The sequence below is a fragment of the Streptomyces sp. NPDC044044 genome (assembly GCF_056434405.1).
In genome coordinates, this window is the sequence record NZ_JBWKFG010000005.1 from 130757 (window position 1) to 154755 (window position 23999).

Genomic DNA, 23999 nt, shown 5'->3' on the forward strand with positions numbered 1-23999 from the left:
ATGAGGTCAACGCCACCCCGTGACCTCACCCGGAGCGGGTAGGCTCCCCCGGTCAGCGATATGAGGGAGTGACCTGGGAATGACGCCCGGCAATAACGGCGAACCTACGCCGAACGCGCCAGAGGGCGACGACGATGTGTTCGGCTATCTGTACGAAGACGGACAGGCGGCCGGCGCCACCCCGCCCAGCGGCGGGGGCGGCTACGGATACCCGGGCTCCCGGTCCTCGTACAACCAGGTGCGCGCGGTCGGCGACCGCCGCCCGAACGCGTACGGCACGCAGGCCGCGCCCACGTACGGCCAGCAGGTGCCCCCGCAGCAGCAGGCCTACGGCCAGCCGAACGCGCACTACGCCGCCCCGGAGACGCAGCCCGGCGGAGCCCCCGCGGGACCGCAGTACACCCCGGCGTCCCGCGGCTCAGGCGGTCGCGGCGGCGGACCCAACACCAAGGGCCTCCTGATCGGGGCGATCGCGGTCGTCGCGGTCGTCGCCATCGGGATCGCCGCGGCGATGCTGACCGGCGGCGGCGACGAGGGCGACGGAAAGGAAGCGGGCGGCGGCTCGACGCAGGGCGAGACGGTCAAGCCCAGCGAGAAGCCGACGAAGGACCCGGCGGACCCGGTCGAGCTCCCGAAGACGGACGCGAAGGCGCTGAAGCTGGAGGGCGGCACGACGACGGCCTCGGACATAGAGGGCGCCGAGTCCGCGGGCGGTGCCTATGTGGCCGGGTTCGACAAGGTCGGCGCCCAGGTGACGTGGACCGTCAACGGCATCCCCAAGGCAGGCTCGTACAGCCTCCACGTGAAGTACGGCGTCCCCGGCAAGGACTCCAACGCCACGATCCTCGTGAACGGCAAGAAGCAGACCCGTCCCCTGAACATGAAGAACTTCGCCCATGCGGAGGAAGGGGACTGGGAGAAGGGCTGGACCAACACCTGGGCGGTGGTCCAGCTCAACAAGGGCACCAACGCGGTCACGCTCACCTGCGCCCAGAGCGACCTGTGCGGGACGACCGGGGCGAACATCGACCAGATGTGGCTCGTGGAGGGCAGCAACGGCTGACCCTCCACCGCCCGCCCGGGGTCACTCCTGGGGCTGCTTCAGGAGCCCCAGGAACCCCGCCACCGTCCCGGCCATCGCCTCGCGAGCCGGGGCGAGGTATTTCCGGGGGTCGACGCCCGTCCCGTGGGCGCTGAGGTACTCCCGTACCGCTCCCGTGAACGCCGTGTTCAGGGCCGTGCCCACGTTGATCTTCACCATGCCGGCCGCGATCGCCGCCCGGATCTCCGTGTCCGGTACGCCACTTGAGCCGTGGAGCACCAGCGGTACCGGGACGGCCGCCGTCAGCGCCGCTATCAACTCGTGGTCCAGCGTTGCCGTGCGGGACGTCATCGCGTGCGAGGAGCCGACCGCCACCGCGAGGGCGTCCACCCCTGTGTCCGACACGTAGGACGCCGCCTCGGCAGGGTCCGTACGGACGCCGGGCGCGTGCGCGTCCAGCGGGGCCTCGCCCTCCTTGCCGCCCACCTTCCCCAGTTCCGCCTCGATCCAGATGCCGCGCTCGTGGCCCCAACGCACCGCTTCCGCCGTCGCCTTGACGTTCTCGTCGTACGTCATCTTCGACGCGTCGAACATCACCGAGCTGAAGCCCTCGGGGTGCGCGGCCCGCATGAGGTCCGGGTCCGTGACGTGGTCCAGGTGCAGGGAGAGCGGGGACGAGGATCCCCGCGCCACCGCCGCGGCCGCCGCGGCGATCGCGGACAGGTTGCCGCCGTGGAACTTCACGGCGTTCTCGGAGATCTGGAGGATCGCGGGGCTGCCCGCCTGCTCGGCGCCCGCCGCGATCGCCTCCGCGTGCTCCAGCGTGATCACGTTGAACGCGGCGACTCCGCGCCCCGCGGCGCGCGCGTCGGCTACCAGGTCGCCGGTGGATACGAGTGGCACGATGAATGTCCCCAATTCCTGGGCCGGTACGGCCCGTTGTGCGTCGCCCACGCGGTGACGCGTGCCGTCACGCCGCGGTGGCCTCCCCGGTCACCGCGACCCGCGTGAGCAGGTCTTCGTACACAGAGGGCACGAACTCGCCCGCCACGGGGGACGACACCGTCGCCGCCGAAAGCGCCACGGCCCGTGCGAGGCGCTCGGGCCACGGGAGTTCCTCCACCAGGGCGGAGAGCAGGCCAGCCACCGCCGAGTCACCGGCGCCGGTCGGATTGCCGCGCACCAGGGCGGGCGGGGCCGCCTGCCAGGTGCCGTCCGGAGTGACGGCACGCAGGCCCTCCGCGCCCAGCGATGCCACCACCGCGTGCGCGCCCCTGCGGCGGGCGTCACGGGCCGCCTGGGCGGGCTCGTGGGAGCCGGTCAGCTCGGCGAGCTCGTCGGCGTTCGGCTTGACGATGTCGGGGCGGGCGGCGACGCCACGGCGCAGCGCCTCGCCGCTGGTGTCCAGGAGGACGGGGACCTTGGCGGCGCGCGCCGCCCGTACGAGCGTCGCGTACGCGCCGACCGGGACGCCCGGCGGCAGGCTCCCGCAGAGCGCGACCGCCGACGTGCCCCGGCGCAGCAGATCCTCGTACGACTCCTGGAACGCGGACCACTCCGCGGGTGAGATCGCGGGGCCCGGCTCGTTCAGCTGCGTGGTGTCGCCGGTGGCCGCGTCGACCACGGCGAGCGTGCGGCGGGTGGCGCCCTCCACGGGCACGAGCGCGTCCGTGACGCGGGGCTCGTGCGCGAGGCGCTCGTGCAGGACGCGGCCCGTGTCGCCGCCCGCGAAGCCCGTCACCGTCACCTCGTGGCCGATGGCCGCGAGGACACGGGCGACGTTCAGGCCCTTGCCGCCGGGGCGCTCGATGACCTCGGTGACGCGGTGCGAGGCGTGCGGGACGAGGGCGGGGACGCGGTAGGTGATGTCCAGGGCGGCGTTCAGCGTCACTGTGAGGATCACTTGTCACTCACCCCCGAGATCACGTGAGAACGCGCTTGCTGTCGGCCTCTTCCGGGGTCTGATCATGCCAAACAGAAGGCGGTTGGCCCAGAGGTGAGGGCCAACCGCCTGCTGTTTGTTGCCACTTCAACGGGGTGGCAACGGGTGTTGAAATCACCCCAGTTGGGACTAGTTTGGGCTAATTGGGCGCGACGATCCACTCACCCTTGCGCATGACGCCCTTCAGCTCGAACTCCGCGTCCAGGACCACCAGGTCGGCGTCCTTGCCGGGCTCCAGCGAGCCGACCGTGTCGTACATCCCCAGGAGCTTGGCCGGGTTGGCGGAGATCGCCCGTACGACGTCCTCGACCGGGAGGCCGTCGACGGTCGCCGAGCGCTTGAACGCACGGTCCTGCGTGAGGGTCGAGCCCGCGATCGAGCCGCCCTCGACGAGCCGCGCGACGCTGTCCTTCACCTCGACCTCCAGCGGGCCGAGCATGTACTTGCCGTCGCCGAAGCCCGCCGCGTCCATCGCGTCCGTGATGAGCGCGGCGCGGGCCGCGCCCGCGTGGTGGAAGGCCAGCTGGAAGGCGCCGGGGTGCAGATGCGTGCCGTCGTTGATCAGCTCGACCGTGATCCGCTCGTCCTCCAGGAGCGCGGCGATCGGGCCCGGCGCGCGGTGCCCGAGCGTCGGCATCGCGTTGTAGAGGTGCGTGGCGACGGTGGCGCCCGCGTCGATGGCCTCCCGCGTCTGCTCGTACGTCGCGTCCGTGTGGCCGATGGCAGCGATCACGCCGTGCTCGGCGAGGAGGCGTACGGAGTCGATGCCGCCCGGCAGCTCGGTGGCGAGCGTGAACATCTTGGCCTGCCCGCGTGCCGCGTCCATCAGCTTGCGGACGTCGGCGGGGTCGGGATCGCGCAGGAGCGCCTCGCTGTGCGCGCCCTTGCGGCACGGCGAGATGAAGGGACCCTCGAAGTGGATGCCCGCGATGTCGCCCTGCTCGGCGAGCTCGGAGAGCACCCCGGCCCGCTGGACGAGGAAGTCCATCTCGCCGGTGACGGTCGAGGCGACGACGGTCGTGGTGCCGTGCAGGCGGTGCGTGTGGACGCCCTTGAGCACGTCCTCGACCGTGCCTGAGGTGAAGGAGGCACCGCCGCCGCCGTGGTTGTGGATGTCGACGAAGCCCGGGACCACCCAGTGGCCGGGGTCGAGATCGACGACCTCCGCGTCCGCGGGAGCGCTCCCCACGATGCGCGTGCCGTCGACGATCACGCGGCCGTTGGAAAGGGTCCCGGTGGGCAGGACCACCTGAGCACCGGCGAGGACCTTGCTAGTGGCCATCAGGCGGTTACCTCCGTGGATTGGGTGGGGTCGGGGGCGGGGTCGGTTCCTTCGAGCAGATCCCAGGCGAGCAGGCCCGCGCCCAGGCACCCCGCGGTGTCCCCCAGGGCGGCCGGGACGATGAGGGGCTGGGTCTGGAACGTGACGATGCGTGCCGTCATGGCCGCCCGCAGGGGTGTGAACAAGGTTTCCCCGGCCTCGGCCAGACCGCCACCGATGATCAGAGTGTGCGGGTCCAGGAGGGTGAGGGCCGTGATGAGGCCGTCGGCGAGCGCGTCGACGGCGTTCTGCCAGACCTCCCGTGCCCGCGGGTCGCCCGACTCCACCGCCTTCGCGCAGTCCGCGGCGTCCGCGTCGGGGTCACCGCTCGCCGCGGCCCAGGCCTCGCTCACCGCGGACGCGGAGGCGAGCCGCTCCAGGCAGCCGCGCTGGCCGCAGCCGCAGAGTGGCCCTCCGGGGCGCACGATGATGTGCCCGATCTCGCCCGCCGAGCCGTGGGCGCCGGGCTCGATGCCGCCGCCGATGCCGATGGCCCCGGCGATGCCCGTGCCCAGCGGCACGAACAGGAACCGGTCGGCTCCCTTCCCCGCGCCGATCCGGCCCTCGGCGAGGCCGCCGGTGCGCACGTCGTGGCCCAGGGCCACGGGTACGCCTTCCAGCCTGCGGCTCAGGAGCTCGCGCATGGGGACGTCGCGCCAGCCGAGGTTGGAGGCGTAGACGGCGATGCCGCGCTCGGTGTCGACGATTCCGGGGATCGCGACGCCTGCCGCGGCGGCGGGTTCCCCGAACTCCTTGATCCCGTGGGCGCGGAGGTCGGCGGCGAAGTCGAGGATGGACTCGACCACGGCGTCGGGCCCGCGCTCCCGGCCGGTGGCCCGGCGCGCCTCGTACAGGAGCGCGCCGTCCGCCCCGACCAGGGCGGCCTTCATTCCGGTGCCGCCCACATCGAGGGCGATGACGTGTCTCACGGGGGACAGTCTCGCGCGTCGGCCGCGAGAGGTCTAGTCCACTTCGGGGGATTACGCCCGGCCAAAGGTCCCTTTCGGGGTGGGGTGCCCCTTTGTGCGGCGGATCTCTCCGCCCGCCCACCCGTTGCTTCGGGGCAATCGGGTGGGTGGGCGACCAGCCGAGGAGACCTGACTAGCTCAGGATGACGCTCCGCGTCAGGTTCCGGGGCCGGTCCGGGTCGAAGCCCCGGGACTCCGCCAGGGCCACGGCCAGCCGCTGGGCCCGTACGAGATCCGCCAGAGGATCCAGCTCCTCGCGGGCGACGAGCTCGCCGCCCACCCGGGCCACATCCCCCGCAAGCCCCTCAGGAAGCACGCCGAACATCCACGCCACCCGGCCGGGGCCGGTGATGGAGATCGGCCCGTGGCGGTACTCCATCGCCGGGTACGACTCCGTCCACGCCCCCGCCGCCTCCCGCATCTTCAGCGCGGCCTCAAGGGCGAGCCCGTACGTCCAGCCGCGCCCCAGGAACGTCCACTGCTCAGCGGCCACAACCGCCGGAGGCAACGGCTCCGTCACCGCGAGCTCCGCGTCGACCGCCGCATCGGCGATCGACTTCACGCCGGGGATGTCCCCGAGCCCGGCCCGCAGGAAGGCGAGCGCGGTCGTGGCGAAGCGGGTCTGGACGACCGACTCCTCGTCCGCCCAGTCAAGGACCGCCACCGCGTCGGCCGCGTCCATGACCGGCGTCTTCGGGTCCGCGGTCAGAGCCGTGGTCGGGACCACGCCCTTCAGCTCGCCGAGGAGCTCGAGGACCTCCGTCGTCGTACCGGAGCGGGTGATCGCGACCACCCGGTCGTACGACCGCCCTGCGGGGAACTCCGACGACGCGAACGCGTCCGTCTCGCCCTGCCCGGCGGCCTCACGCAGCGCCGCGTACGCGATGGCCATGAACCACGACGTCCCGCATCCGGTGACGGCGACCCGCTCGCCCGGCTTCGGCAGTCCGTCGAAGGCCGATGCGGCCTCGGCCGCCCGGTGCCAGCAGGCGGGCTGAGTTGCTATCTCTGCTGCGGTACGCGACATGCGTCAAGGCTCCTTGCCGGTGGGACGTCATTGGTACGCCGTTGCACAAGCGATACTGAGGTGGTGTAGACCTCGTGTCCATACGCGAGGGAAAATCGCAGTTCACGTAGATCATCGAGGGTGGGAACAGCTGTGCAGCGGCGCGCGACAGGACTGACCGCGGCGATAGCCGCACTGGGCATGGCGGCGGTACTCGCCGGCTGCGGCGGTCCGGGCGACTCCGGCGACGTCACCCTCAAGCTGGTGGCCGCCGACTACGGCGACTCCAAGGCCAACAGCTCCCAGAAGTACTGGGACGAGCTGGCCGGGAAGTTCGAGGCCAAGAACCCCGGCATCAAGGTAGACGTCGACGTCTACTCCTGGACCGACGTGGACCGCAAGGTCAAGGAGATGGTCAAGGCGGGCGACGCCCCTGACATGGCCCAGATCGGCGCCTACGCCGACTACGCCGCGCAGGACAAGCTGTACCGCACCGAGGACCTGGTCTCCATCTCCACCCAGGCCGACTTCATGGCGCCCCTCTCCGAGGCGGGCGAGGTCAAGCGCGTCCAGTACGGCATGCCGTTCGCCTCCTCCACGCGCCTGCTCTTCTACAACGAGAAGATCTTCAAGGACGCCGGCCTCACCCCGCCGCAGAGCTGGACCGACCTCGCGGCCGCCGCCAAGACGCTCAAGGCACGCGGTGTGAAGATCCCCTACGCCCTGCCGCTCGGCAAGGAAGAGGCGCAGGCCGAGACGATGCAGTGGCTGCTCAGCGGAGGCGGCGGCTACACCGACAACGTCGGCACGTACGACATCGACTCCACCCAGAACGTGAAGACCTTCACCTGGCTGAAGGACGAGCTCGTCGGCAAGGGCCTGACGGGCCCCACGCCCCCCGCAAAGCTCGACCGCGCCGAGGCCTTCGCCGCCTTCACGCGCGGCGACGTGGGCATGCTCAACGGCCACCCCACGCTGATGCAGATGGCCGCGAAGAAGGGCGTGAAGTACGGCATGGTGCCGATGCCCGGGGTGAACGGCAAGGCGCAGGCCACGATGGGCGTCGCCGACTGGATGATGGCCTTCAAGCAGAAGGGCCACCGCGAGGAGGTCGGCAAGTTCCTCGACTTCGCCTACAGCACGAAGAACGTCCTGGACTTCTCGCGCGAGTACGACCTGCTGCCCGTGACGACCTCCGCCGCACAGGAGATGACGGGCGACAAGAACGACAAGGCGCTCGCCGAGTTCCTCGACGAGCTGCCCACGTCACAGCTGTACCCCGTGGGCAAGACGTCCTGGGCGCAGGTCTCCGTCGACGTCAAGAAGTACATCGGCAAGACCGTCGACGAGAACGGCAATCCGGCGTCGATCCTCGGTCAGATCCAGACCAAGGCGGCGACGGAGGAGAACGCGGAATAGCGTGGCCGGCATGACGGACGCGCACGCTGGAAGCCCGACGGACGACGGAACCCCGGACGACGGAACCCCGGACGACGGAACCCCGGACGGCGGAACCCCGGACGGCACCGGCCTATCCGAGCGCGACCGCGCGATCCTCGCCCTGGAGCGCCGCGACTGGGTGAGTGGTCCCGGCGCCAAGGAGCGGGCCGTGCGCGAGCAGCTCGGCCTGGTGCCGGTGCGCTACTACCAGCTCCTGAACGCCCTGCTCGACGACCCCCGCGCCCTCGCCCACGATCCGGTGACCGTCAACCGGCTTCGGCGGGTTCGGGAGTCCCGGCGCGGGGAGCGTTGAGCGTAGGGTCAGGCCCATGGGTGACCTTGTGAACGCTCCCGAGCTGCCCGAGCCCGTGACTCCCGCGGGGCGCGAGGGCCTCGCCGCGCTCCTCGCGCGGCCCGAGAAGGCCGTGATCGCGCTCGACTTCGACGGCACGCTCGCCCCGATCGTGCCCGACCCCGAGCAGGCCCGCGCCCACCCCGACGCCGTCCCCGCACTCGCCGCGCTCGCGCCGAAGGTGCTGTCGGTCGCCGTCGTCACCGGGCGCCCCGCGGGCGTGGCGGTGCGCTACGGCGGCCTCGCGGGCGTCCCTGCCCTCGAACACCTCGTCGTGCTCGGGCACTACGGAGCCGAGCGCTGGGACGCCGTCTCCGCCACCGTGCACGCGGCCGAGCCGCACCCGGGCGTGGCGTCCGTGCGCGCCGAACTGCCCGGCTTCCTGGACACGATCGGCGCCTGGCGCGGCACGTGGATCGAGGAGAAGGGCCGCGCGGTCGCGGTCCACACCCGCCGCGCACAGGACCCGCAGGCCGCCTTCGACGCACTGCGCGAGCCCCTCGCCGAGCTGGCGTCCCGCCACGGCCTGATCGTCGAACCGGGCCGCCTGGTCCTGGAGTTGAGGCCACCGGGCATCGACAAGGGCGTGGCCCTCGCCGACTACGTACGCGAGGTGGGCGCCGAGACCGTCCTGTACGCGGGCGACGACCTGGGCGACCTGCCCGCCTTCGCGGCCGTGGAGAAGCTCCGCTCGGACCAGGTGAAGGGCCTCCTGGTGTGCAGCGGCAGCGGGGAGGTGGCGGAACTGGCCGAGCGGGCCGACCTGGTGGTGGACGGCCCGCCGGGCGTGGTGGAGCTGCTGGCCGCTGTGGCGGCTCAACTCCCCTGATCTGCGCCGAGGTTGGGCGGGTCGGGGATGGGATTCCCGAAGTAGTCGCGGACGGTCCCGTCGTCGACGGCGGTGCCGAGCCCGCGGGCGGGCGATCCGGGCTTGAGCCGTACGTCGCCGGGGGAGCCGGGGGCCGTGGAGACGAACCGCGGGTCGGCGTTGACGCCGCCGGTGTCGCGGGGCTGAGAGGTGCGCCAGTACAGGTTGTTGCTGAAGGTGCTGACGGTGTCCTTGATGGGAGACCCGGCACCGGGCGCGCCCACGAAGATGTTGTCGCGGAAGGTGACACCGGTGGGTCCGTTGTTGGAGACGAGAGCGGTGTCGGCGCGGTCGGTCACGACAGTGTTCCGATAGACCTGAGTATCGGTGGCGGCCCCGCAGACGACGGAGATCACGGCGTAAGGGGATGCCGTGTTGCGGTCGTTGACGCTGATGTTGTCGTGGATGCGGTTGCCGTCGCTGGCTTTCCCCTCGCCGTTGCAGACGAGGAGGAATCCCCCTTCGTTGTCGTGGCTGTAGTTGTAGCGGTAGGTGTTGCGGACATTGCCGCCGTCGATGTCGTACGCCATCGAGTCGCGCGTTCCGTGGCCGCCGGTCACCTCGTTGTACTGGTAGAGCGCGTCCTGCGACTCCCAGGCCCAGATGCCCGCGTTGTAGCCGGCCGAGCGCATGTTGAAGCCGTCCACGTAGTTGTGCTCGACGCGGGCCTTGCGGGTCTCGTGGATCACGATGCCGTCGCCGCCGATGTCGTACGCCTTGTTGCGCACGAACTCGACGCCGCTGGAGAGGAGTTCGGCGTCGGCGTCCGTGCCGCTGCCCCAGGTCGACATGGTGCCGATGCCGGTGCGGTCGACGCGGCGGACGGTGGAGTCCTCGACGCGGAGGCCGTTGAAGCGGGTGGGGGTGGTGTCGCCCTGGACGACGAAGAGGATGCCGCCGGAGGGGTCGGGGTCCTTGAAGTCGGCCCCGTTCACGTCGTGGACGTCCACTCCGTCGACGAGGAAGTGGTCGGCGGTGCCGTAGTCGGTGAGCTGGACGTAGAGGCCTGCGCGGCGGTCGGTGGTGGTGGCTGGGCCGGTGTTGGAGAGATCGAGGTTCCTGATCTCCCACTGCTCGGTGTTGACGAGGTGGAGGGCGGCGCGGGCGCCGTTCGCCTCGATGTGCGGCTTGGCGGCCCTCTTGTTCCCGTAGGCGTCGATCAGCACGGGGGCGCCGGCCGCACCCGCACCTTTGGGAGCCAGCACCCCCGTGCAGCTTGTGCCTCGCTTGAGGAGGAGTTTCTCGCCGGGGGCGTAGGTGTGGGAACTGGCCTTCTCCAGGCTGCGCCAGGCCGTTCCGGCGGAGGTGCCGGTCGCGTTGTCGCTGCCCTTCTGGCAGTCGACGTAGTACGTGGCCGCTCTGGCGGCGGTGGCGTGCGGGGCCGTGGCCCCTGCCAGGGCCAGGGCGGTGAGGGCCACGATGCTTGTGCGGCGTAGGGGCATGCGGGGGAAGGTAGCGAGGCGGGGCCTCGCGGGCCCATGGACAAACGTGGGGTGAGGTTGGACGGATTTTTCTGTCCCCAACCCCGCCCCTTCCCGAAAACCCGCTCTGGCGCGGGGGCCTTGGTTGCCGTCATCACCGGCTTCGCCGAGTTCGTCCTCAAACGCCGGACGGGCTGAATCTTTCAGCCCGTCCGGCGTTTGAGGACAAGGCCCTCGCGCCGAGCGAGTTTTCGGGAAGGGGCGGGGTGGGGGAGAAAGTCAGTTCTCCAGCGCCCGCAGCTGGTCCAGGAACCACTGGGCCGGGGGAAGGGCCGTAGCCGCCGCAGCGAGGCGTTTCGTTCGTTCCGCCCGCTCCTCCACCGGCATCGTCAGCCCCGCGTGCAACGCGGCAGCCGTCCCCGTCACGTCATACGGGTTCACGACAAGCGCGTCCTCGCCCAGCTCCTCGTACGCCCCCGCCTCCCGCGAAAGCACCAGCGCACACCCCTCGTCGGAGACGACAGGCACCTCCTTGGCCACCAGGTTCATCCCGTCCCTGATGGGGTTCACCAGCGCCACGTCCGCCAGGCGGTACGCCGCCAGCGACCGCGCGAAGTCGTCCTTCACGTGCAGCACGACCGGGGTCCAACCCTCCACGCCGTACTCCGAGTTGATCTCGTCGGCGACCCGCTGCACCTCAGCCGTGTAATCGCGGTACACCGCGAGGTCCTGCCGCGACGGGTAGGCGAACGCGACGTGCACCACCCGCTCCCGCCACTCCGGCCACGACGCCAGCAGCTCCCGGTACGCCTGCAGCCCCCGCACGATGTTCTTCGACAGTTCCGTCCGGTCCACCCGGACGATCACCCTTCGGCCCGCCCCCACCTGCTCCCGCAGCGCGACAAGCCGCTCCTCCACGTCCGCCCGCCGCGACCGCTCCCGCAGGAAATCCGCGTCCGCCCCGAGCCCGTGCACCCCGATCCGCGTACCCGACGTACCGCCGAGGACCGCCACGCAGCACTCCGTGAACGCGTCCGCCCACCGACCCGTCAGGAACGCCGCCCGGTCGGCGCCCAGGATGCCCCGCAGGAGCTGTTCCGCGACGTCGTCCGGCAGCATCCGGAAGTAGTCCACCGGCGCCCACGGCGTGTGCGAGAAGTGGCCGATGCGCAGGTCCGGGCGGAGTTCGCGCAGCATCCCCGGCACCAGGGCCAGGTGGTAGTCCTGGACGAGGACCGCCGCACCCTGAGCCGCGCTCTCCGCGAGCGCCTCGGCGAAGGCCCGGTTGTAGGTCTCGTACGACGCCCACTGGGCCCGGAACTCCGGTCCGAAGGCCGGTTCGAGCGGCGTCTGGTAGAGCATGTGGTGGACGAACCACAGCACCGAGTTCGCGATGCCGTTGTACGCGTCGGCGTGCACCCCCTCGTGCGAGCCCGCGTCGATGTCGAGCATCCGGACCCCGGGCTCGCCCACCCCGCGCCGCACGGCCTCCCGGTCGCCGTCACCCAGCGCCGCGCAGACCCAGAGGGCAGCAGGGTCGGAACCGTCGGAGTCCCCGATCGCGCTCAGCCCGGAGACGAGTCCTCCGCCGCCCCGCTTGGCCGTCAGTTCCCCGTTCTCCTCCAGGGCGTAGGTGACGGGGCCGCGGTTGGACGCGACGAGGACCTGGGCGGCAGCGTGCTCGGAGACCATGTGCCGAACCTAGCCCTTCCCGGAAGCGCTCAAACGTACGGCCGGACCCGTGGCGGGCCCGGCCGTATACATTCGGCGCATTCGGCGAATTCAGAGACCTGCGGCTAGTCCTGGTCCCGCCTGCTCCTCGCCGCCGCCACCGCCAGCGCGCCCAGTGCGCACAGGGCGATCGCGAGACCCGCGTACAGCATCGTGCCCGAGTCGCTGCCGGTGTCGGCCAGCTGAGGCTGGGCGTCCGCGCTTCCCACGGGGCCGTTCTGCGGCTCCTGGGGCTCCTGCGGCGCCGGACGTGCCTGCACCCGCTGGGCGAGGATCGCCGAGGTGCACGGGTCGTCGCCGCCCCGGACGGATGCGGGGCAGTTGCTGCCGGGCGCCGTCACGGTGACCACCCTGACCTGGCCCGCCGTGCAGGAGACCTTCAGCTTCTGGGTGACGGTGACCTTGCCGTGCGGGCGGACGTCACCCTTCCAGACGTACTTCGAACCCTGCTTGGTGACCTTGCCGCTGCTCGCGACGGGCTTCGAGCCGGGCGTCACCTGCCAGGACGCGGTGGCTCCGGTGCGCGTGCTGCCCGAGGGGTTCTTGATGGTGATGGTGTTCTTGACGCTGCTGCACACCGGCGCGGTCCGCCGTGCGGGCACGTTGGTGATCTTGACCGGCGGCTGCTTCCGCTCGATGACCGGCGCGGCACCGCACTTGGGGTCGGTGCTGCCCGCGTCGCAGTTGGAGCGCGGGGTCTCGACGTCGACGTTGTTGAGCAGCTTGCCGTCGCCGCTGACCGGGTCCTTGATCTTGACCGAGTACGTCACCGTCGCGGTCTCACCGGCCGGGATGTCGCCGGTGTAGCTGATCTTCGGTTTGGTGTACGAGACGTCGCCGGTGCTCGCCTTCGCGTCGTCGTTGTACGTCGCGTCGTCGAGGTTGTCCGTCAGGTCGTCGCTGAACTTGGCGTTCGGGTAGTCGAGCTTGCTGATGTTCTTCGCCTTGACCGTGTAGGTCAGGGTGCCGCCCGGCTTGATCGTCTTGGGGCTCGCCGTCTTCGTCACCTCCAGGTCGGGGACCGGGACGGAGAGCGCGAACGCCGAGGGGACGTACGTGTCGCCCTTCGTGGAGAAGCTCAGCGTCGTGGAGGTCGCGCCGACCGGGATCGGCTCGGCGGCCGGGGCGCGGGTCCCGCTGCCCGTGACGTCGAACTCCTTGGCGTCGATGGAGAGGTTGTTGGTCATCTTCGGGTCGAGGGCACCGTCGTCCTCGCTGATGAAGAAGTTGTTGGTGTTGCCCGTGTGCTGCTCGGTCATGTTCTGGCCGCCGACCTGGAAGCGGTCGCCGGGGGTGTTCCAGTCGCCTTCGTACGCGGTGACGCTGGCGCGCGGCTTGCCGTCCGTGCGGTAGAAGCCGTCGACCGTGACGCTGGTGGCGGGCGACGTGGAGCGCTGCAGGACGTGGCCGCCGTAGACGTAGACGTTGCGGCGGTCGGGGGCGTGGTCGTCGTTGGGGCCGTCGTACTTGTAGACGACCGTGAGGGACCAGCCCGCGACGCAGCCCTTGCCGGTGGGCGCCCAGATGTCGCCGACCGCGACCGGGACGGGGTCTCCGGTGCCGGTGACGCCGCTGAAGAGGCCCGTGACGTCGGCCTCGCCGGTGTAGTAGTGCGGGCCGTTGGTCGACGCCGGGTCCTTGACCAGGTTCGCCGGGGTGACCTTCGAGGGAGGTCCGCCGTTCACGCCGACGGCGGGCACCGCGTCCAGCGGGTCGCCGGGGGAGGGCTGCACGTCGGCGCCCGAGATGTCGCAGCGCTTGAGCTGGGCGCCGCTGGGGCCCTTGTACGTTCCGTCGTTGCCGCCGTAGAAGAGGCGTGCGTACGCGACCTTCGCGCCGGGCGGGATCGCGACCTGGCCGGTGCTCGATCCGTGGTCGGGGTCCATGCCCGCGGCGTTGATCCGCTGCATGACGAAGGTGTTGTTGTTGTCGCGGCCCTCGCCGTCCGCGGCGGTGGCGCAGCGCGCCGCCATGTCCGCGGGCGTTGTCGGGCAGCCCATGACCGTGTTGCCGATGGTCCTGAAGTCGCCGTACAGCGATTCGTCGTAGCGCTTGGCGAAGGGCTCGATCACATCCGCGGCGGCGGGTGCGGCCACGGCGCCGAGCGCCCCTGCCGCGAGTCCGGCCGTGGCCATGGCCACACCGCCGATGCGTCGCGCGCTTCCCATTACCTGTCTGACCCACATAAATGGGAAATGTAGACAAAACGCCCGGCTTTGGGCTGTTACGCCACGCGGCGAGCCGTGTACTCCGCGATGTCGGCCATCGGCGGCCGCTCCTCGGTGTCCACCGAATGGGTACGCGGCTCGAACCCGTCCTCGCCCCGCTCGAACTGCGTGAGCTCGGGGCGTACGAGATGGCCGCGCGCCAGCCGCAGCTGCGCCGTCCGGTAGATCGCCGCCGCCATCCGGCCGAGCGCCTGCCCGTCCTGGTGACGGTGCTTGCGCACGCCGACGTCGACCTGCGCGAGCGCGTCCAGGCCCACCGTGTGCAGCGCGTCGACGAGCAGGCCCAGCTCCACTCCGTAACCGACGGGGAACGGCAGCCGCTCCAGGAGGGACCTGCGTGCCGCGTACTCGCCGCCCAGCGGCTGTACGAACCCGGCCAGTTGGGGCCAGTGCATGTTCAGCAGCGGGCGCGCCATCAGCTCGGTGACCCGGCCTCCCTGACCTGCGGTTCCGGCCAGCGGGCGGTCGTACATCGCCTTCACGAAGTCCACGTCGGGCTCGGTCAGGAGCGGGCCGACGATGCCGGTGACGAAGTCCGCCGAGAACTCCCTGAGGTCCGCGTCGACGAACGCGACGATGTCACCGCCGGTCACCAGGAGTGAGCGCCACAGGACCTCGCCCTTGCCGGGCACGGCCGGGATGCGCGGCAGGATCCCGTCCCTGTGCACGACCCGCGCGCCCGCATCGCGCGCGACCTCGGCCGTGCGGTCCCGGGACCCGGAGTCGATCACCACGAGCTCGTCCACCAGGCAGGCCTTCTCGACCAGCTCGCGGCGGATCTCGGCGACGATCTCCCCGACCGTCTCCTCCTCGTCGAGCGCGGGCAGGACGACACTCACCGAGGCTCCCGACGCCCGTTTGGCGGCGACGAGTGCGCTGAGCGGACGGTCGGCAACGGACCAGGAACGCCTGGTCAGCCAGCGCTCGGCCTCTTCCAGCACGGGTTGCTCCTCCTGTGTGTGGCCTACATGTGATCCATCTCGCGGTTCGGACGACTATCTCAAGGGTCCAGGCCGTCGGTTACAGTCTTGAACAACGCGGATGACCATCGCATGTCGGGGGTCGACGCGTAACAAATGCCCTGGGCCCCTGAAGCCCCGGCGCCATACCGCTCATCCAGAGGGGCAGAGGGATACGGCCCGTTGAAGCCCCGGCAACCATCCCGCCGACCGCGCACGCGAGGTCTCGGTGGGGAAGGTGCCAATTCCGTCTCGTGACGAGATGCGTCACGGGGAAGATGAGGAGAAAGGGCCTCGCCTCCATGGCTGCGCAGACTGTCGCAACGAACGAAAACACCCCCTCCACCACGGGTTCTGTGGACCTCGGCCCCGCATCGGGCCTTTCCTGCCGCGAGTGCGGCGAGCTGTACGCCCTCGGCCCGATCTTCGCCTGCGAGGCCTGTTTCGGCCCGCTCGAAGTGGCGTACGACCTGCCGACCGGTGACCCCGAGGCGCTCCGGAAGCAGATCGAGTCCGGCCCCGACAACATCTGGCGCTACGCGCCCCTGCTGCCCGTCCCTGCGGACGTGGCGTCCAAGCCGAACATCAACCCCGGCTGGACCAAGCTCGTCAAGGCGGACAACCTCGCGCGTGAACTCGGCGTCGCACAGGGCAAGTTGTTCGTCAAGGACGACTCCGGCAACCCGACGCACTCCTTCAAGGACCGTGTCGTCGCGCAGGCCATCGAGGCGGCGCGCGCGTTCGGCTTCACCACCCTCTCCTGCTCCTCCACCGGCAACCTTGCCGGTGCCGTGGGCGCCGCCGCAGCCCGCGCCGGCTTCCGCTCCTGCGTGTTCATCCCGCACGACCTGGAGCAGGGCAAGGTCGTCATGGCCGCGGTCTACGGCGGCGAGCTCGTCGGCATCGAGGGCAACTACGACGACGTGAACCGCTTCTGCTCCGAGCTCATCGGCGACCCGCTGGGCGAGGGCTGGGGCTTCGTGAACGTCAACCTGCGGCCGTACTACGGCGAGGGCTCCAAGACCCTCGCGTACGAGATCTGCGAGCAGCTGGGGTGGGTCCTTCCCGACCAGCTGGTCATCCCGATCGCCTCGGGCTCGCAGCTCACGAAGATCGACAAGGGGCTCAAGGAGCTCATCGCGCTCGGCCTCGTCGAGGACAAGCCCTACAAGATCTTCGGTGCCCAGGCCGAGGGCTGCTCCCCGGTGTCGACCGCCTTCAAGGCCGGGCACGACGTCGTACGCCCGCAGAAGCCGGACACCATCGCCAAGTCGCTGGCCATCGGCAACCCCGCCGACGGGCCGTACGTCCTGGACATCGCGCGTCGCACGGGCGGTGCGGTGGAGGACGTGAACGACGAGCAGGTCGTCGACGCGATCAAGCTGCTCGCCAGGACCGAGGGGATCTTCGCGGAGACCGCCGGTGGTGTGACCGTGGGCGTCACGAAGAAGCTGATCGAGGCGGGGCTCATCGACCCCTCGCTGACCACGGTGGTCCTGAACACCGGTGACGGCCTCAAGACGCTTGACGCTGTCGCTGAGACTTCGCAGGCCACCGCTACCATCCGGCCCAGCCTTGACGCGTTCCGCGCCGCAGGGCTTGCAGGCTGAGCCTGTTCGCTTGACTGCGAGCCGGCTGTGGCTGGTCGCGCAGTTCCCCGCGCCCCTGAAGGGGCGCCCCAGACGGGCGCCCCTCCTGAACTACCGAGGTGAATTCATGAGCGTCAAGGTCCGCATCCCCACCATTCTTCGCACCTACACCGGCGGTCAGTCCGAGGTCGCCGCCGAGGGGGCGACCCTCTCCGAGGTCATCGCCGACCTGGAGGCCAAGCACGCCGGTATCGCGGCCCGTGTCCTGGACGACCAGGGCAAGCTGCGGCGCTTCGTGAACGTGTACGTGAACGACGACGACGTCCGGTTCGAGCAGGGCCTTCAGACGGCGACGCCGGACGGCGCGGGGGTCTCGATCATTCCCGCCGTCGCCGGTGGTTGATCCTTTAAAGAAACACCCTGCGTAATCTTCATTGCCCCCTCCGCGAGAGAAGTGGAGGGGGCAATTCCATGTGGTTGAGCGCGGTACAGTTGGGAAGCGAGCTTCCCCGTTTGTGCCGAGCGCATATACGAAGTCGCCCCGAGGGCGACAAGAAGTAGCCAAAGTGCACTGCCCATTTGCCCTTCTCGTGGCATTTGTCTGGCCCGACTTGCCCTGAACTCCGGTAAATCCTCCGCATATTTCCGATCAGGCGTGCCCAGAATTCTCGTCCGATTGACCTGTTGCAGAGGGCAGTTGGACAGATACATTCAGCCGCGGTCGACGCGTTCCGGCGCACGCCTCCACAACCCATTGGGGGGGTGAGGTCTGACCCGGGTCCGCGAAGTGCGGGTCCGTGCAAGGGCCAGTAATAGGGGAGTTAGGCATGGCTCAGGGCACCGTCAAGTGGTTCAACGCGGAGAAGGGGTACGGCTTCATCGCGGTCGACGGTGGTGCGGATGTTTTCGTCCACTACAGCGCGATTCAGATGGACGGCTACCGCACCCTTGAAGAAGGTCAGCGAGTTGAGTTCGAGATCTCGCAGGGCCAGAAGGGTCCGCAGGCGGACATGGTCAAGCTCGCCGTTTGATCTCGGCGCGATCGGCCAGCGACTTAGCGAGTGACGAGGGGCCCGTATCCCGACAGGGGTACGGGCCCCTCGTGCGTCACGGGGCGCGCGCCCCTCAAACGTCATCGGGGCAGGCACCCCTCGTACGTCTGGGATCCGTAAGAGGCGCTTGCACTCGTAGGGGTCGAGTGCTAATCATTGGGCTTAGCACTCTCCCAGTGAGAGTGACAGAACTTGGATCGGGTCGGTGAGGCCCGCAGGCCGGGTGGGGCAAGGAACCACACGGTTTGCAGGCCGTCCGTCGCGGGCACTGGCGCGATCCGGAGCATGCCACCCCTGTCCGGGAGGACCACTTCACATGGCCAAGATCATCGCGTTCGACGAGGAGGCACGGCGCGGCCTCGAGCGCGGCATGAACCAGCTCGCCGACGCCGTCAAGGTGACCCTGGGCCCCAAGGGTCGCAACGTCGTCCTCGAGAAGAAGTGGGGTGCCCCCACGATCACCAACGATGGTGTTTCCATCGCCAAGGAGATCGAGCTCGAGGACCCGTACGAGAAGATCGGCGCCGAGCTGGTCAAGGAGGTCGCGAAGAAGACGGACGACGTCGCCGGTGACGGCACGACGACCGCGACCGTCCTGGCGCAGGCGCTGGTCCGCGAGGGCCTGCGCAACGTAGCCGCCGGTGCCAACCCGATGGCCCTCAAGCGTGGCATCGAGAAGGCCGTCGAGGCCGTCTCGGGCGCCCTGCTCGAGCAGGCCAAGGACGTGGAGACCAAGGAGCAGATCGCTTCGACCGCCTCCATCTCCGCCGCCGACACCCAGATCGGCGAGCTCATCGCCGAGGCGATGGACAAGGTCGGCAAGGAAGGCGTCATCACCGTCGAGGAGTCGCAGACCTTCGGGCTCGAGCTTGAGCTCACCGAGGGCATGCGCTTCGACAAGGGCTACATCTCGGCGTACTTCGCCACCGACATGGAGCGTATGGAGGCGTCGCTCGACGACCCGTACATCCTGATCGTCAACTCGAAGATCTCGAACGTGAAGGACCTCCTTCCGCTCCTCGAGAAGGTCATGCAGTCCGGCAAGCCGCTGCTGATCATCGCCGAGGACGTCGAGGGCGAGGCCCTGTCGACCCTGGTCGTCAACAAGATCCGTGGCACCTTCAAGTCCGTCGCCGTCAAGGCCCCGGGCTTCGGTGACCGCCGCAAGGCCATGCTCGGCGACATCGCCATCCTCACCGGTGGCACCGTCATCTCCGAGGAAGTCGGCCTCAAGCTGGAGAACGCGGGCCTCGACCTCCTGGGCCGTGCCCGCAAGGTCGTCATCACCAAGGACGAGACCACGATCGTCGACGGCTCCGGTGAGAGCGACCAGGTCCAGGGTCGCGTCAACCAGATCCGCGCCGAGATCGAGAACTCGGACAGCGACTACGACCGCGAGAAGCTGCAGGAGCGCCTGGCGAAGCTCGCCGGCGGTGTTGCGGTCATCAAGGCCGGTGCCGCGACCGAGGTCGAGCTCAAGGAGCGCAAGCACCGCATCGAGGACGCCGTTCGCAACGCGAAGGCCGCCGTCGAAGAGGGCATCGTCGCCGGTGGTGGCGTGGCCCTCATCCAGGCCGCCGCTGTCTTCGAGAAGCTTGAGCTCGAGGGCGACGAGGCCACCGGTGCCGCCGCTGTGAAGCTGGCCCTCGAGGCCCCGCTGAAGCAGATCGCGGTCAACGCCGGCCTTGAGGGTGGTGTCGTCGTCGAGAAGGTGCGCAACCTGACCGTCGGCCACGGCCTGAACGCCGCGACCGGTGAGTACGTCGACATGATCGCCGAGGGCATCCTCGACCCGGCGAAGGTCACGCGCTCTGCCCTGCAGAACGCCGCGTCCATCGCCGCGCTGTTCCTCACCACCGAGGCCGTCATCGCCGACAAGCCGGAGAAGGCGGGCGCTGCCCCGGCCGGCGGCGGCATGCCGGGCGGTGACATGGACTTCTGAGCCTCTTCGCAGGCTCGGTGGTTCATCGCTTCACGCGAACCGAGGGCGGCACTCCTTCTCACGAAGGGGTGCCGCCCTCGGGCGTTTTCCGGGAGCCGGGAGCCGGGCGCCGGGAGCCGTGCGGACTACGGCAGGCGGTCCAGGATCCAGGTGCAGAGGTCTTCGGTGACCAGGGTGTGGCCCTCGTTCTGCGCGGCGCAGAGGTACTCGTCGAGCTCACTGTCCTCGGAGTCCGCGACCGGGTCGTACAGCTTGCTGTGGTCGTCGATCTCGCGCAGGGCGATGGCGCTGACCGCGGGGACGAAGCAGTGCTCGCGGATCTCCGCCTCCGAGCCGAGGCCGATGAACGCCGGGATCTTGTCGAGCTCGTCGGCGAGGATGCCGAAGCCCTCCAGGGTGCCGCCGGGTGCGCCGTCGATCTCGGGCAGGGCCGAGGTATGGATCTTCGGCTTGCGCAGGGTCACCACCCGCAGCTGGGCGACCAGTTGGTCCACCCCCGCGGACTGGGTGTAGAGGTTGGTGCCCGTGATGGTCAGGCCCTTGCCGCGGAACGCCCGCTCGCCCGCGGGGACGCCGTTGCTCTCACCGGTGCGCACACCGTTGGACACGCCGATCTTGTGCGGGTGCCGCGGCCAGCCGCCGACCCGCTCCAACTCCGCGAGGAACTCGGTGCGCTGCTTGTCGGTCTCCGGGGTGTCGTCCCACTCCGCGATGTGCTGCCACAGCAACTGCCGCGCCGCCGGGCTGTTCATCTGCGTCGAGAACGAGTCGTTCAGGCGCCGGATGTAGTGCGCGAAGGCCTGGAGCGCGATGGGGATCCAGGCACCGCGGTGCGGGCTGTCGTAGGAGAAGTACAGCGTGGTCTCGTGCTCTTCGCCGTCGTGCTCCATCTTCGCGAGCGCGTACCGCGCGACGAGGCCGCCCATGCTGAAGCCGCCGACGGTCAGCCGGTGCTCGCCCGTGCGCCGCCGGATCGCCTCCTGGGCGGCGGCCCTGGCGACCGCCGCGTTGTCCAGGATCGAGGCACTGCGCTCGTCGAAGCCGAGCAGGATGACGTCCCTCTCGCGGGCCCGCAGTGCGCTGATGAACGCGTACGGGCCGCGCTCCAGGGTCTCCCACGAGAAGTCGAGATCGCTCGGCCCGATGTTGAAGCCGTCCGCGAGGATCACCGGTCGGCGCAGGCCCTGCTCGGCATCCGCGAGATACACCCACGCGGTGCCGCCCGGCAGCTCCCAGGTCTGGTCGGGCTCGGGCGCGGCTGTGGCGGCTTCCCTGGGGCCAGGCGCCAGGGTGATCGGCGGGTGGGCGCGCAAGGCCTCGGCGATCTGCTGTTCGTTGGGCTCGGTCATGAGGGTCCCCTCCGGGGGTGCGACTCCGACTTCGATGACATGCACTCCGATGACGTTCGGTGTCATCTTCGATACGTCGGGTAGCGGCCGGTAGGTGGTCCCGGCTTTCCACTCGGGGAGCGGGGGCCTTTCGGACAGGGGCGCGGTGGCCGGTTCGTCCGCCGCCCGTCGCCTTCCGGGACATGCGTGTTCCGGGGGTGGGCCCCCGACCGGCGAGGGCCCGGCCGGGGGCCTACGAGTGCGGGGCCTCGTGGGCCGTGTCAGCGTCCAACTCGGTCAGCCTTCGCGTGCCGCGGGCGCGGAAGTATGTCGCGAAGGTGACCGGAGGATGGGTTAGTCGGCCTTCTTGAGATCCGCGACGAATGCGGACCAGGCGGCGGCGCGGAACGTCAGCCGTGGTCCTTCGGGGTTCTTGGAGTCGCGTACGGGGACGATCTCCGGGTGCCCGTCGGCCACTTCGAGGCAGTCGCTGCCACTGCCGCCGCTGTACGTGGACTTGCGCCAGGTGGCAACCTCCAGGCAGTTGCCACCATCGCCGCCGCTGTAGCTGGACTTGTGCCAGACCGCCGTGCTCAGCTCGTACTCGTACTCACGGGTGCTGTTCTCCATGCTCGTAATCCTGCGCCACCGACTCGATCAGGGCCAGGGATTTCGGAGGGGAGAGAGCTGCCGCCTGGAGGAGATTGAGCATCAGAGTGTGACGGGCGATGGTGGCCGGGTCGTCGAGTAGCTTCCCCATGTCCGGACCCTCGACGAAGCAGAGCGGTGGTGCATCGGCGAACTCCATGAGTTTCAGCGTTCCGGCCATCGATGCGTGCGCCCCGGCGCCGAACGGCAGCACCTGCACGATGATGCGGTGCTTCCGCGCGAGGGCTGCGACGTGGCGCAGGGCCTCTGCCATCACTGCGCCGCTGCCCACCACCCGCCTGAGGGCCGCCTCGTCAACAACCGCCCATAACAGCGGCGTTGTTGGGTCGTCGAGGAGATGGGCGCGTTCGAGCCGCACCTCCACCTGGGAGTTGATCGTGTCGTCCGTCGCTGTCGGGTGGTAGGCGCGGAAGATCTCTTTCGCGTACGCCTTCGTCTGGAGCAGCCCAGGGATCAGCAGGGTCGTGTACTGCTTGATGGCCGTGGCGGCGGCTTCCGCCTCCGCCGCCTCCGCGAAGTGATCCGGGTACTTCGACTTCGCGACCGCCTTGCAGTTGCGGGCGAAGAAGCCCCCCGTGCCGAGGACTTCGTCGAAGTGATGGGCGTACTCCAAGTGCATCCTGCGCGTACCAGCCTCCAGTTGGCCGATGAAGGAGCCGCTGACGAACAGCGGCGCCCCGAGTGCCTCCTGGGTGAGGCCCGCTCGCTCGCGGGCGTGGCGCAGTTCGCAGCCGAGGAGGGCTCGGGGGTTGGACGAGGGGTCGAGGTCCTTGGGGCGGGTCATGGGCAACTCCTCCAGTGAACACGAGGGGTTGTTGGGTCGACGGTGCTTCCAAGGCTACGCACAGCCGACCACTCTGGGTGAGGAATCAGCAACACCCAGTGTGAGAGGCAGAGACCATGGCGCTGACGGCGGAGGAACGAGTGCGGGCGGCGGAGGAGGCCGTGCGGCAGTTGAGAGCGGGGCTCGAAGAGGTCGGCGTCAGGCTGCCGTCCCTGCGGATGGACCCGCTGACGGCGGCGGCCGAAGGGGCGCTTCCCTTGGTCGAGTTGGGGCGCTGCAACCTCGACACGGCGCTGCGGCTGGCCGCCGTACTGGAGGGCACGCGGTGAACGACGACCCGAGCGTGCCGGAGGCGGGGACGTACGCCGTCGACTTCCGGGACGGCAGCGTCGGACAGGTCATGGGGTGCGAGGGCGGTCTCGTACAGCTCAGGCCGCTGTGCGGGGGCCGGGAGTGGGACTGCCCGCCGGAGTCGGTCGGGCAGGCGCCACCGGGCGAGGTGCTGCGGGAGAAGGTGCGGCAGCTCAACCGGGAGCGGCGGCTGCCGTGAAGGTCAGCGCACCGGGAAGCCGAAGGTGTAGCCCTGGTTCTTGAGCCGGGGGATGAGCGTGCGCAGGGACTCGACGGTCTGGGTACGGTCGCCGCCCGCGTCGTGGAAGAGGAGCGTCGGGCCGTTGGGCAGCTCCCGCTCGACCGTGGCGACGATGGCGTCCGTGCCCGGACGCTCGAAGTCCTTGGTGTCCACGTTCCAGCCGAGCGGGCGCATGCCCCGGTCGGCGGCGAGCTTGCGGCTGTAGGGGGTGAAGGCACCGCCGGGTGCGCGGTAGTACATCGGTCGTACGCCGCCGGACGCGTTGGTGATCATGCGTTCGGCGTCGAGGATCTGCTTGGACTGGTAGGCCTTGGTGTCCTTGTCCATGCCGGTGTTGTGCGACACCGAGTGGTCGCACAGCCGGTGCCCGGCCGCGACGACCTTCTTCACCATGTCCGGGTGGGCCTCGGCCTGCGTCCCCACCATGCAGAAGGTGGCCTTCACGTCGTACTCCCGCAGGACGGCGAGGACTTCGGGGGTCCACTTGGGGTCGGGGCCGTCGTCGATGGTGAGGTTGATGCCGCGCTCCCCGGCCTCCGAGGAGTGGGCGATGGTCGCCGAGACCGGCTTGACGGCCTTGGCCGGTGCCTTCGCCGCCGGTGACGATTCGCCCGAGGCCTGTGCGGTCCACACCGAGGCGCCGGTGGCGAGCATCGTCACCCCGAGCGCGGCCCCGATCAACTTGCCGTACCAGCCACGCCCACCGCTGTGCCGCGCCATGTCCGCCCCTTTGCGTCCCGTCCCTTGCCGCGCTCCGGTCCCTCG

23 protein-coding genes and 1 riboswitch are annotated in these 23999 nt (G+C 70.0%); of the genes, 10 read left to right on the forward strand and 13 right to left on the reverse strand.

Going from position 1 to position 23999, the window contains the following annotated elements; all coding sequences use genetic code 11:
- Positions 1 to 79: 79 nt before the first annotated feature.
- On the forward strand, positions 80 to 1063 hold the full coding sequence (locus AC07AG_RS20225) for a CBM35 domain-containing protein (RefSeq protein ID WP_478756434.1): 984 nt from the start codon (positions 80 to 82) through the stop codon (positions 1061 to 1063).
- Positions 1064 to 1084: 21 nt separating this feature from the next.
- On the opposite strand, the gene AC07AG_RS20230 is transcribed toward AC07AG_RS20225, so the two are convergent.
- From AC07AG_RS20230 to AC07AG_RS20250, 5 genes are all read right to left on the reverse strand, one after another.
- On the reverse strand, positions 1085 to 1945 hold the full coding sequence (locus AC07AG_RS20230; protein WP_478756435.1) for a class II fructose-bisphosphate aldolase: 861 nt from the start codon (positions 1943 to 1945) through the stop codon (positions 1085 to 1087).
- A gap of 67 nt (positions 1946 to 2012) precedes the next feature.
- Positions 2013 to 2945: a 1-phosphofructokinase family hexose kinase gene (locus tag AC07AG_RS20235; protein ID WP_478756436.1), complete on the reverse strand. Its 933-nt coding sequence runs from the start codon at positions 2943 to 2945 to the stop codon at positions 2013 to 2015.
- Positions 2946 to 3123: 178 nt separating this feature from the next.
- Positions 3124 to 4266, reverse strand: coding sequence for an N-acetylglucosamine-6-phosphate deacetylase (gene nagA / locus AC07AG_RS20240; protein ID WP_478756437.1), 1143 nt, complete (start codon positions 4264 to 4266; stop codon positions 3124 to 3126).
- Positions 4266 to 5234, reverse strand: coding sequence for an ROK family protein (locus AC07AG_RS20245; RefSeq protein WP_478756438.1), 969 nt, complete (start codon positions 5232 to 5234; stop codon positions 4266 to 4268). Before AC07AG_RS20245 ends, nagA begins: the two co-directional genes overlap by 1 nt.
- Before the next feature lie 172 nt (positions 5235 to 5406).
- Positions 5407 to 6300, reverse strand: a complete 894-nt coding sequence (locus tag AC07AG_RS20250; RefSeq protein WP_478756439.1) for an SIS domain-containing protein — start codon at positions 6298 to 6300, stop codon at positions 5407 to 5409.
- Positions 6301 to 6432: 132 nt separating this feature from the next.
- On the opposite strand from AC07AG_RS20250, the gene AC07AG_RS20255 reads away from it, so the two are divergent.
- From AC07AG_RS20255 to otsB, 3 genes are read left to right on the forward strand one after another with little or no spacing between them, the layout of a single operon-like run.
- Positions 6433 to 7698, forward strand: coding sequence for an ABC transporter substrate-binding protein (locus AC07AG_RS20255; protein ID WP_478757040.1), 1266 nt, complete (start codon positions 6433 to 6435; stop codon positions 7696 to 7698).
- A gap of 10 nt (positions 7699 to 7708) precedes the next feature.
- A complete protein-coding gene (locus AC07AG_RS20260; protein ID WP_478756440.1) occupies positions 7709 to 8032 on the forward strand; it encodes a DUF3263 domain-containing protein in 324 nt (107 codons plus the stop codon).
- A gap of 16 nt (positions 8033 to 8048) precedes the next feature.
- Positions 8049 to 8900, forward strand: coding sequence for a trehalose-phosphatase (otsB, locus tag AC07AG_RS20265; RefSeq protein ID WP_478756441.1), 852 nt, complete (start codon positions 8049 to 8051; stop codon positions 8898 to 8900).
- Here the strand turns inward: otsB and AC07AG_RS20270 are convergent.
- From AC07AG_RS20270 to AC07AG_RS20285, 4 genes are all read right to left on the reverse strand, one after another.
- Positions 8888 to 10381: a right-handed parallel beta-helix repeat-containing protein gene (locus tag AC07AG_RS20270; protein ID WP_478756442.1), complete on the reverse strand. Its 1494-nt coding sequence runs from the start codon at positions 10379 to 10381 to the stop codon at positions 8888 to 8890. The two genes, otsB and AC07AG_RS20270, sit on opposite strands and share 13 nt — an antisense overlap.
- A 258-nt stretch (positions 10382 to 10639) precedes the next feature.
- Entirely contained in the window at positions 10640 to 12052 is a 1413-nt protein-coding gene (locus AC07AG_RS20275) for an alpha,alpha-trehalose-phosphate synthase (UDP-forming) (protein ID WP_478756443.1), read from the reverse strand.
- Positions 12053 to 12156: 104 nt separating this feature from the next.
- The gene (locus AC07AG_RS20280) at positions 12157 to 14226 is read right to left on the reverse strand and encodes a DUF7927 domain-containing protein (protein WP_478756444.1); all 2070 of its coding nucleotides are present in this window, start codon (positions 14224 to 14226) and stop codon (positions 12157 to 12159) included.
- 89 nt (positions 14227 to 14315) lie between these two features.
- Complete coding sequence (locus AC07AG_RS20285; RefSeq protein ID WP_478756445.1) at positions 14316 to 15260, reverse strand: glucosyl-3-phosphoglycerate synthase; 945 nt, start codon at positions 15258 to 15260, stop codon at positions 14316 to 14318.
- Positions 15261 to 15428: 168 nt separating this feature from the next.
- Positions 15429 to 15563: riboswitch (SAM riboswitch) on the forward strand.
- A gap of 17 nt (positions 15564 to 15580) precedes the next feature.
- On the opposite strand from AC07AG_RS20285, the gene thrC reads away from it, so the two are divergent.
- The 4 genes from thrC to groL all read left to right on the forward strand — a co-directional run bounded on the left by thrC (position 15581) and on the right by groL (position 19861).
- Positions 15581 to 16888, forward strand: coding sequence for a threonine synthase (gene thrC, locus AC07AG_RS20290; protein WP_478756446.1), 1308 nt, complete (start codon positions 15581 to 15583; stop codon positions 16886 to 16888).
- Positions 16889 to 16994: 106 nt separating this feature from the next.
- A complete protein-coding gene (locus AC07AG_RS20295) occupies positions 16995 to 17270 on the forward strand; it encodes a MoaD/ThiS family protein (RefSeq protein WP_249589202.1) in 276 nt (91 codons plus the stop codon).
- A 424-nt stretch (positions 17271 to 17694) separates the two neighbouring features.
- Positions 17695 to 17898: a cold-shock protein gene (locus AC07AG_RS20300; RefSeq protein ID WP_005315736.1), complete on the forward strand. Its 204-nt coding sequence runs from the start codon at positions 17695 to 17697 to the stop codon at positions 17896 to 17898.
- A 337-nt stretch (positions 17899 to 18235) separates the two neighbouring features.
- Positions 18236 to 19861: a chaperonin GroEL gene (gene groL, locus AC07AG_RS20305; protein WP_055551550.1), complete on the forward strand. Its 1626-nt coding sequence runs from the start codon at positions 18236 to 18238 to the stop codon at positions 19859 to 19861.
- Between the two features lie 125 nt (positions 19862 to 19986).
- On the opposite strand, the gene AC07AG_RS20310 is transcribed toward groL, so the two are convergent.
- The 3 genes from AC07AG_RS20310 to AC07AG_RS20320 form a co-directional block, all read right to left on the reverse strand.
- Positions 19987 to 21210: a lipase family protein gene (locus AC07AG_RS20310; RefSeq protein ID WP_478756447.1), complete on the reverse strand. Its 1224-nt coding sequence runs from the start codon at positions 21208 to 21210 to the stop codon at positions 19987 to 19989.
- A gap of 333 nt (positions 21211 to 21543) precedes the next feature.
- Positions 21544 to 21819, reverse strand: coding sequence for a DUF397 domain-containing protein (locus AC07AG_RS20315; protein ID WP_478756448.1), 276 nt, complete (start codon positions 21817 to 21819; stop codon positions 21544 to 21546).
- Positions 21800 to 22642, reverse strand: a complete 843-nt coding sequence (locus tag AC07AG_RS20320; protein WP_478756449.1) for a helix-turn-helix domain-containing protein — start codon at positions 22640 to 22642, stop codon at positions 21800 to 21802. The genes AC07AG_RS20315 and AC07AG_RS20320 overlap by 20 nt, the downstream gene beginning before the upstream one ends.
- A 116-nt stretch (positions 22643 to 22758) precedes the next feature.
- Between AC07AG_RS20320 and AC07AG_RS20325 the strand changes: the two genes are divergently transcribed.
- The gene (locus AC07AG_RS20325) at positions 22759 to 22971 is read left to right on the forward strand and encodes a hypothetical protein (RefSeq protein WP_478756450.1); all 213 of its coding nucleotides are present in this window, start codon (positions 22759 to 22761) and stop codon (positions 22969 to 22971) included.
- On the forward strand, positions 22968 to 23192 hold the full coding sequence (locus tag AC07AG_RS20330) for a hypothetical protein (protein WP_478756451.1): 225 nt from the start codon (positions 22968 to 22970) through the stop codon (positions 23190 to 23192). The genes AC07AG_RS20325 and AC07AG_RS20330 overlap by 4 nt, the downstream gene beginning before the upstream one ends.
- A 3-nt stretch (positions 23193 to 23195) precedes the next feature.
- On the opposite strand, the gene AC07AG_RS20335 is transcribed toward AC07AG_RS20330, so the two are convergent.
- Complete coding sequence (locus AC07AG_RS20335) at positions 23196 to 23954, reverse strand: polysaccharide deacetylase family protein (protein ID WP_478756452.1); 759 nt, start codon at positions 23952 to 23954, stop codon at positions 23196 to 23198.
- Positions 23955 to 23999: the final 45 nt, after the last annotated feature.

Excerpts from the sequence above, each read along its gene's own strand:
- AC07AG_RS20225 (WP_478756434.1), top strand. The coding sequence starts at position 80 with ATGACGCCCGGCAATAACGGCGAACCTACGCCGAACGCGCCAGAGGGC.
- nagA (WP_478756437.1), bottom strand. The coding sequence starts at position 4,266 with ATGGCCACTAGCAAGGTCCTCGCCGGTGCTCAGGTGGTCCTGCCCACC.
- AC07AG_RS20250 (WP_478756439.1), bottom strand. The coding sequence starts at position 6,300 with ATGTCGCGTACCGCAGCAGAGATAGCAACTCAGCCCGCCTGCTGGCAC.
- AC07AG_RS20260 (WP_478756440.1), top strand. The coding sequence starts at position 7,709 with ATGACGGACGCGCACGCTGGAAGCCCGACGGACGACGGAACCCCGGAC.
- otsB (WP_478756441.1), top strand. The coding sequence starts at position 8,049 with ATGGGTGACCTTGTGAACGCTCCCGAGCTGCCCGAGCCCGTGACTCCC.
- AC07AG_RS20270 (WP_478756442.1), bottom strand. The coding sequence starts at position 10,381 with ATGCCCCTACGCCGCACAAGCATCGTGGCCCTCACCGCCCTGGCCCTG.
- AC07AG_RS20275 (WP_478756443.1), bottom strand. The coding sequence starts at position 12,052 with ATGGTCTCCGAGCACGCTGCCGCCCAGGTCCTCGTCGCGTCCAACCGC.
- AC07AG_RS20280 (WP_478756444.1), bottom strand. The coding sequence starts at position 14,226 with ATGGCCACGGCCGGACTCGCGGCAGGGGCGCTCGGCGCCGTGGCCGCA.
- thrC (WP_478756446.1), top strand. The coding sequence starts at position 15,581 with ATGGCTGCGCAGACTGTCGCAACGAACGAAAACACCCCCTCCACCACG.
- AC07AG_RS20295 (WP_249589202.1), top strand. The coding sequence starts at position 16,995 with ATGAGCGTCAAGGTCCGCATCCCCACCATTCTTCGCACCTACACCGGC.
- AC07AG_RS20300 (WP_005315736.1), top strand. The coding sequence starts at position 17,695 with ATGGCTCAGGGCACCGTCAAGTGGTTCAACGCGGAGAAGGGGTACGGC.
- groL (WP_055551550.1), top strand. The coding sequence starts at position 18,236 with ATGGCCAAGATCATCGCGTTCGACGAGGAGGCACGGCGCGGCCTCGAG.
- AC07AG_RS20310 (WP_478756447.1), bottom strand. The coding sequence starts at position 21,210 with ATGACCGAGCCCAACGAACAGCAGATCGCCGAGGCCTTGCGCGCCCAC.
- AC07AG_RS20315 (WP_478756448.1), bottom strand. The coding sequence starts at position 21,819 with ATGGAGAACAGCACCCGTGAGTACGAGTACGAGCTGAGCACGGCGGTC.
- AC07AG_RS20320 (WP_478756449.1), bottom strand. The coding sequence starts at position 22,642 with ATGACCCGCCCCAAGGACCTCGACCCCTCGTCCAACCCCCGAGCCCTC.
- AC07AG_RS20325 (WP_478756450.1), top strand. The coding sequence starts at position 22,759 with ATGGCGCTGACGGCGGAGGAACGAGTGCGGGCGGCGGAGGAGGCCGTG.
- AC07AG_RS20335 (WP_478756452.1), bottom strand. The coding sequence starts at position 23,954 with ATGGCGCGGCACAGCGGTGGGCGTGGCTGGTACGGCAAGTTGATCGGG.